Annotated in this window: 1 rRNA gene; it reads right to left on the bottom strand. The window is 52.2% G+C overall.

Features of this window, described 5'->3' with window-relative positions:
- Positions 1-255: ribosomal RNA gene (locus ACZ92H_RS29780) — 16S ribosomal RNA — on the bottom strand; the annotation flags it as partial.

A 255-nucleotide genomic window follows, 5' to 3' on the forward strand; every position in this document is an offset into this window, starting at 1 on the left:
GAGTGCCCTTTCGTAGCAACTAATGACAAGGGTTGCGCTCGTTGCGGGACTTAACCCAACATCTCACGACACGAGCTGACGACAGCCATGCAGCACCTGTGTACTGGTTCTCTTTCGAGCACTCCCCGATCTCTCGGGGATTCCAGCCATGTCAAGGGTAGGTAAGGTTTTTCGCGTTGCATCGAATTAATCCACATCATCCACCGCTTGTGCGGGTCCCCGTCAATTCCTTTGAGTTTTAATCTTGCGACCGTA

Source organism: Janthinobacterium foliorum (assembly GCF_978021625.1).